The following is a 5,390-nucleotide window of genomic DNA, read 5'->3' on the forward strand; positions in this document are numbered from 1 at the left end:
CGCCTGGTCGCGGCTGGCCTGGCCCCGGAGCAGATCCACGGTGGTGGGCTGTGCACCATCGCCGATGCGCAGCGCTTCTATTCCTATCGGCGCGACCGCCGCAGCGGGCGCATGGCGACCCTGGCGTGGATCGCGCCCTGACGCCGTCGCTGTTCGCGCAGGTGCTGGGTCCGGCGTTCGCGCACTTGCCGCCGGTACTGCGCGAACTGCATACGCCCTCGTCGCAGTCGCGCTATGTCGGTCAGGCGATGGTCCAGCGCGGCCGCCACCCGCTGTTGCCGCTGTGCGCGTGGCTGGTGCGGTTGCCGCGCACCGGGCCGGCGACGCCGGTGGAGGTGGTGTTTCGCGCCGATGCCCACGGCGAGCGCTGGGAACGCCGCTTCGGCACGCATGCCATGCCCTCGCGGCTGTGGCTGCACCGCGGCCGCCTGCGCGAGCGGCTGGGTGCGGTGGTGTTCGAATTCGCCCTGCGGATCGACGGCGCCGGCATCGAATGGCGCGCGGCGCGCGCCTGGGCCTTCGGCGTGCTGCCGCTGCCGCGACGCTGGCTGGCCGGCGTGCACTGCCGCGAAGACCAGCGCGACGGCCGCTACGCGTTCTTGATCGCGGTGAGCCTGCCGTGGATCGGCCCGTTCATCCGCTACGAGGGCTGGCTTGCGCCGGCCTGAGCCGCCGGCGCCCGCGGCGTCGGAGGACATGGCCATCGTCGTGTTCGACGGGGTCTGCGCGCTGTGCAGCCGCTGGGTGCGGTTCCTGCTGCGCCATGACCGCCGCGGCCGCTACCGGTTTGCGGCGATGCAGTCGCCGCGCGGCAGCGCGCTGTTGCGCGAGCACGGCCTGGATCCGGCCGATCCGCTGTCGTTCCTGCTGCTGACACGGCACGGTGCCTTGACCGATTCGGACGCGGCGATCGCGGTGATCGCCGGGCTTGGCGGGGTGTGGCGCAGCGTCGCGTGGCTGCGCCTGCTGCCGCGGCGCTGGCGCGATGCCGGCTACCGGGTGCTGGCGCGCAACCGCCATCGCTGGTTCGGTACCACGGCGCAGTGTTTCCTGCCTGAGCCGCAACAGCGTTCGCGCTTTCTGGAGTGAGCACGACGCGCGCGGCGCGTCTGATCGGCTGTTTCCTCGCGCGAGCCCATCGCCACGGGTTCACAAGTGCCTGCGGTGGCCGTTCTTGACGGACGGGCCACCCACGCGATCGGACCGGCAACGATGGAGATTCCTCTGCTGCTTCTGCTGGCAAGCCGCTGGCAGCGGCGTCCGTCAGCCTCCTTGGCAGATAGCACCGTGGTGCCCCCCGTTTCCACGCTCCCACACCCGCCCGAGAGGAGTTCCGCTATGCCCAGTCCTACGCCTGCGCGGCTGATCGATCCAAGCAATCGCGTGTTCGGCACGATCGATATCAAGAACTACAGATTCGTCGGCGAGCAGCTGCCCAGTACCTACTACATGAGCGGAACGGGCCCGTTCATCCGCTTGCGTCCGTTGCATCGATCCGGTTTCGCCATCTACGAAAGGCCGACGCGCGTGGTGGGGCTCTATGCGGGCGACTGGGACCGGGACGACACCTTCGCGCAGAACATCCAGAATGTGGCGCTGTATCGCGAACTCGGCGCAAGCGCGGCCGACATCGCCGCCAGCATCGAACGCCTGAAACTGGTCGCGCGACGCACCGACGAGATCATCCAGCAGAATACCGCCCAGCCACTGGAGTTGAACGACGCCGTCGTCTTCGTCAACGAGGGCGCCTTGGCCGGAACAGTGTGGGGCGGCGACAAGCAAAAGACCGGCAACGTGTACAAGCCGTTGAAGGTGGTCGATGCGACCGGCCGCAGCAGGAAGGCCCATGCCGGTCATGCCTTCGCCACGCGCGAGGCGGTGGAGCGGTTCTATGCCGATTACTACCCGCACGTGCTGGCGCAATTGATGCTGCTCGGGCAGGCCCAGCAATCCTTCGTTTCGCAAGCGCCCAATGGCGATGACGTCGTGACGGTGATCAATACCGACACCGGGTACTTTCCTCAGAGCGAGTTTCCCACCCGCGCCAGCCAGTTGCAGTTCCTGCTCCAGCAATTCATGCGCTTTGCCTGATCCTGGACGGGGCGGGCGGTCGTCGCGTGCGTCGCCTCAGTACGTACGGCGCAGCAGTGGGGTGACATTGCTGCCGCCCGGCCGCCCTTGTCCCGTCTCGATCCGGAACACCGCGACCGCCGCAGCCAGGCCGCCGGCCTGCTCCTCCATGCTGCGCGCGGCGGCGGTGGCTTCCTCGACCAGGGCGGCGTTGCGTTGGGTCACCTCGTCCAGTTGCGCCACGGTGCGGTTGACCTGTTCGATGCCGCTGGACTGCTCGCCGCTGGCGGCGCTGATCTCGCCGATCAGGCCGGTCACCCGCTGCACCGAACCGACGATCTCGTGCATGGTGGCGCCGGCGCGGTTGACCAGCGCGGCGCCTTCGCCGACGGTGCGCGTGGACGCTTCGATCAGGTCCTTGATCTCCTTGGCCGCATCGGCCGAGCGCTGCGCCAGCGACCGCACCTCCGAGGCGACCACGGCGAACCCGCGGCCCTGTTCCCCGGCGCGCGCCGCTTCCACCGCGGCGTTGAGCGCCAGGATGTTGGTCTGGAAGGCGATGCCGTCTCACGCCGATGATCTCGCCGATGCGCTGCGAGGACGTGCTGATCGCACGCATCGTCGCCACCACCTCGTCCATCACCTGGCCGCCGGAACGGGCGACCTCGCCGGTGTTCTGCACCAGGCCGTTGGCCTGCTGCGCGTTGTCGGCGTTCTGCTTCACCGCCGAGGTCAACTCTTCCATCGAGCTGGCGGTCTCCTCCAGGCTCGCCGCCTGCTGTTCGGTGCGGTCGGACAGGTCGGTATTGCCTGCGGCGATCTCCGAGGCGGCGCGGCGGATCGTGTCGGCCGACTCCTGGATCCCGACGATGATTTCGGTGAGCTTGGCGACGGTGCGGTTGGTGTCCTCGCGCAAGCGCGCGAACACGCCCTGCGCCTGGCCGTCGACGCGGTGGGTGAGGTCGCCTTCGGCCAGCGCTGCCAGCGCTCCGGCCAGTTGCGCCAGGTTGCTCTCCACCCCATCGGAAATGCGGTTGACGCCCTCGGCCAGCGACTTGAGGACGCCGTCCATCGCCGCGGTCTCGATGCGCTGGCTGAAATCGCCGTGCGCGGCCGCCTCGATCACCGTGGCCAACGCCTGTTCGGCGTTGACCTGCGCGGTCACCTCTTCCCATTGCGCGATGGTGCCCAGGCGGCGGCCGTCGGCATCGTCGATCGGGCTGTACACGAAATCGATCTGGCGGCCGAAGAACGGCGCGCGCACGCGCTTGGAGCCGGTCAGCGCGCGCATGCGATCGATCGCCGCCTGGCTGTCCGGATAGATGTCGCCGATGCTGCCGCCGACGAACTGTTCGGCGCGGAATTCGGGGCGGAAGCGCTGCACGTCCGGTTCGATGGTGCGCAGCATCTGCAGCAGCTTGCGGTTGGCGAAATGCACGCGGCCATCGTCGTCGGCGATGCGCACCATGGTGTCGAGATCGTCCAGCGCCTGGATCACGAAACGGCCGTGGCGCAGTTCGGCTTCGGTTTGCGCCTGGCGCGCCGCCAGCGCCTGTTGTGCGTTCTGCAGCGCACGCAGCAGCGCCACCTCGGCCGTGTCCCCGAGCACCTCCACACGCTGCTCGAAGCGGCCTTCGCCCAGTGCCTGCAGCGCCTGCGTGGCGTGTTCCAGGGCGCGTGGCGCGCTGCGTCTGCCGAGCCACACCAGTGCCGCGGCGGCGGCCACGGCGACCAGCAGCGCCGGCAGCAACCGCGGCAATGCCGATCCGTTGGCTCCCACCGTGCGGCCGACGTGCAACGCATAGCCGGCCAGCGCCAGCAGCACCAGGACATGGGACAGGGCAAGCAGCGCCGAGCGCGGGCGCAGCCAGGAGGCGGTGGGGCGGAGAACGGCAGTTGGCGAGGGCATGGTCTGCACCGGCTGGGAAACAACGGGCAACGCCGCGAGGGCGGTGCGATCGCGTGGGGGGTGATCCAGTATCGGCATATCACCGCGCCGGCTTGATCGCCTTCACCTGCCGTTCGTCGGAAACTTTATATGGACTGAACGCCTAAGGCGGAGCGCCGAAGGCGTGACGATGTGCTGCGGCGCAGCAGGCGATCGACGCAGGGCCGCGCCTGGGACGCGGCGCGGGCGGCCGCAAGCGCGGCGTGCATCGCGAAGCAGCAACCGCGCTGCGGTGGCCTCGGCAAGCAGATCAGCCGGCGCGGCGCGTGGCGGCTACTATGTTAGGCAAGGCAGCTAGTCTGGCCGCGACGGGACACGGAACACCGCGTCATGCCGCGCCATGGCGGATGGCGCATGGCCTGCAAGGCAGGATCGCACAGTGCGCTGGCGCTGCGCGCGCCGCGTCGTGCAACGCGCGTGCCGGGGCTAGCGCACGCTCTCCAGCGCCTGCAGATAGCGCTGGCGCCATGCGTTGATGTCGTGCTTGCGCAGGTGGTCCATCATCGCCTGCCAGCGTTCGATGCGCTTGGCCTTGGGCAGCGACGCACCGGTGGCGATGGCATCGGCCACGCCGTCCAGGTCGTGCGGATTGACCAGCAGCGCTTCCTTCAGTTCATCGGCGGCGCCGGCCAGCAGCGACAGCACCAGCACGCCGGGATTCTCCGGATCCTGCGCGGCCACGTACTCCTTGGCCACCAGGTTCATGCCGTCGCGCAGCGGCGTCACCAGGCCGACCTGTGCTGCGCGGTAGAAACCGGTCAGGGTGGCGTGGGTGAAGTTGCGGTTGACGTAGCGCAGCGGCGTCCAGTCCGGCTCGGCATGCCCGCCGTTGATGTGCCCGGCGATCTGCTCGAGCTGGTTGCGCAACTGCTTGTACTCGGTGACGTCGCCGCGCGAGACCGGCGCGATCTGCAGGTAGGTGAGGCTGCCGCGCTGGTCGGCATGCCGTTCCAGGTAGCGCTCGAAGCCGAGGAAGCGTTCCGGCAGACCCTTGGAGTAGTCCAGCCGGTCCACGCCGATCGCCAGCTGGCGATCGCGCAGGCTGCTGCGCAGGTCGCGCACCGCCGGCTTGGACATCGCCGCGCGCGCCTGCTGCGCGATCAGTTCGGTGTCGATGCCGATCGGGAACATGGCCGCGCGGAACCGGCGTCCGCCCGGCGCTTCCAGCACGCCGTCCTTGATCACCTTGCCGCCGCCGAACAGGCGCACGTAGGCCTGGAAGCGGTCGACGTCGCGGCGGGTCTGGAAGCCGATCAGGTCGTAGGCGTAGAAGCCGGAGAACAGCCGCGCGTGGTCCGGCAGCGCCTGGATCAGGTCGGCCGAGGGGAACGGCACGTGCAGGAAGAAACCGATGCGGCAGCCGATGCCGCGC

Annotated in this window: 5 protein-coding genes and 1 pseudogene; 4 read left to right on the plus strand and 2 right to left on the minus strand. The window is 69.4% G+C overall.

The window, feature by feature from the left end:
- The 4 genes from D180_RS15010 to D180_RS15025 all read left to right on the plus strand — a co-directional run.
- Positions 1-141: laccase domain-containing protein (locus D180_RS15010; RefSeq protein WP_043091055.1), on the plus strand; the 141-nt coding region annotated here is incomplete at its 5' end.
- Positions 126-668 carry a DUF4166 domain-containing protein gene (locus D180_RS15015; RefSeq protein ID WP_017913438.1) on the plus strand — a complete coding sequence of 181 codons (543 nt, stop codon included), beginning with the start codon at positions 126-128 and terminating at the stop codon, positions 666-668. The genes D180_RS15010 and D180_RS15015, both read left to right, overlap by 16 nt.
- Before the next feature lie 28 nt (positions 669-696).
- Entirely contained in the window at positions 697-1,089 is a 393-nt protein-coding gene (locus tag D180_RS15020; RefSeq protein WP_051064839.1) for a thiol-disulfide oxidoreductase DCC family protein, read from the plus strand.
- Between the two features lie 249 nt (positions 1,090-1,338).
- Positions 1,339-2,091: a hypothetical protein gene (locus D180_RS15025; RefSeq protein WP_017913440.1), complete on the plus strand. Its 753-nt coding sequence runs from the start codon at positions 1,339-1,341 to the stop codon at positions 2,089-2,091.
- 36 nt (positions 2,092-2,127) lie between these two features.
- On the opposite strand, the pseudogene D180_RS15030 reads toward D180_RS15025, so the two are convergent.
- Both D180_RS15030 and D180_RS15035 read right to left on the minus strand, forming a co-directional pair.
- Positions 2,128-3,979, minus strand: a pseudogene (locus tag D180_RS15030) (methyl-accepting chemotaxis protein).
- Between the two features lie 465 nt (positions 3,980-4,444).
- On the minus strand, positions 4,445-5,390 hold a 946-nt coding region (locus D180_RS15035; protein WP_017913443.1), incomplete at its 5' end, for a trehalose-6-phosphate synthase.

It is taken from the genome of Xanthomonas sp. SHU 166 (assembly GCF_000364685.1).
Classification (GTDB): Bacteria; Pseudomonadota; Gammaproteobacteria; order Xanthomonadales; family Xanthomonadaceae; genus Xanthomonas_A; species Xanthomonas_A sontii.